Genomic DNA, 1,453 nt, shown 5'->3' with positions numbered 1-1,453 from the left:
CCCGCCCCGCCCCCCCCCGCGCGGGGCGGCGGCCGGGGCGGGGGGGGCCTGCGCCCCGCGCGGGGGGGGGGGGCGGGGGGCGGCGCCCCGCCCCCCCCCCCCCGCCGTCGCGAGCCCCGGGCCGCCCGCGGGCCGCCGGGCCGGCATTCGGTGGCGACGCGGCACGTCGCCGACCGGCGATCCCCTTCCCGCCGGGCCGCGGTACGCGATCATGTCCGGGCCGCCGCGGGTCAACCGCCGGACAACCGCCGGTCGAGCGCCTGCCGCTCGGACCGTCGCGGACGGTTTCCTTGAGGGGCCTCACCGGTCCTGTTGGGCCGGGCCATCAAAAGTGGGGCTCACACCTGGAAGGGAACCGAACATGCGCGTACTCGGCTCGAAACTCGGAATGATCGCGGTGGCCACCACCCTTGCCTCCGGGGCGCTTCTCACGGGCGCCACCGCGTCGCAGGCGGATGCCCTCGGCTGCAACGGAAACGTCTGCATGTACCTCTCCACCCCCAAGAACGGCACGGTGTACGTCGAGGCGTACCCCCAGCACGGCTCCTTCTACGGAAACTTCGATCTCACCGGCCCCAACGGGCTGTACCGGCACGGCTCTACCCAGACGTGGACCAACGGCGCGTTCGAGCCCAACCAGGTGTGGACTGGCATCCCCGCCGTCGTCGGGAAGTACTGCGTCTCGGGTTGGGACCACGGTCAGCGCATCGGGCTACCGTGCGAGAGCATCAAGTAAGCGTCGGCGATCTCAGCGGGGCGACGGAGCGCGCTTGTGCGGCCGGGTGGCCCCGGCAGTAGCCCTGCTGACCATACTCGATGCCCGTGAGCCAGCGGGCCGTGGTCGTCGGGTCCGGCGTACCGAACTCCTGGGTGGCGACCTGGGGAATGGTGCGCCGGGCTCGGCGGTTGGGAGGTTCGTGCCGCCCTCGCCGAGGATCCGCTGTGCCTTGTCCAGCGGTGGGTCGGGCGGTGGGGGCGTACTCGTCACGCCGCCGTTACCCCTGGCTAACGGGTCCGACACCGGGGCCTGATGCCATGACAGTGGAGCGTGCGGATAAAATGTGACGGTATCTCACAAAATTTACTAAGTGTCGCTCCTTGATGTGGAGCAGCATGGGGGGTGCTTCAGCATGACGACTTCGGCTGGCCTGCGTACCGTGCTCACCGTTCCGGCTCGCTTTCGCGGGCCCGAGGGCACCGCCAACGGAGGCTGGATCGCGGGCGCGCTCGCCGGCACCCTCTCGGGCACGCTTGACGGGTCGCATGCGCTGGAGGTGACCCTGCGCCGGCCGGTTCCCCTGGAGACCGAGCTGGCCGTCGGTAATGTCGCGAACTCCGCCTCGCTCTCGCACGGCGGGCAGGCGCTGGCCGAGGCGATCCCCGTCGCCGAGGACGTGACGGCTACCTGGCACGCAGGGACCGCCCGGTGCTGAGCTTCTGGTTCGACCCCCGT

At 71.6% G+C, this 1,453-nt stretch carries 2 protein-coding genes; both read left to right on the top strand.

Annotation, left to right across the window (positions count from 1 at the left end; all coding sequences use genetic code 11):
- Positions 1–361 precede the first annotated feature (361 nt).
- The gene (locus AB0B89_RS36415; RefSeq protein WP_358562347.1) at positions 362–736 is read left to right on the top strand and encodes a hypothetical protein; all 375 of its coding nucleotides are present in this window, start codon (positions 362–364) and stop codon (positions 734–736) included.
- 394 nt (positions 737–1,130) lie between these two features.
- Entirely contained in the window at positions 1,131–1,433 is a 303-nt protein-coding gene (locus tag AB0B89_RS36410) for a hypothetical protein (RefSeq protein ID WP_358562344.1), read from the top strand.
- Positions 1,434–1,453 lie beyond the last annotated feature (20 nt).

Source organism: Sphaerisporangium sp. NPDC049002, assembly GCF_040649355.1.
GTDB lineage: Bacteria > Actinomycetota > Actinomycetes > Streptosporangiales > Streptosporangiaceae > Sphaerisporangium.
Note: the sequence above shows the minus strand (reverse complement) of the source record. Positions and strands in the feature narration are given on the sequence as shown.

What these genes read in the sequence shown, in the direction of transcription:
- AB0B89_RS36415 (WP_358562347.1), top strand. Translation starts at nt 362, where the DNA reads ATGCGCGTACTCGGCTCGAAACTCGGAATGATCGCGGTGGCCACCACC.
- AB0B89_RS36410 (WP_358562344.1), top strand. Translation starts at nt 1,131, where the DNA reads ATGACGACTTCGGCTGGCCTGCGTACCGTGCTCACCGTTCCGGCTCGC.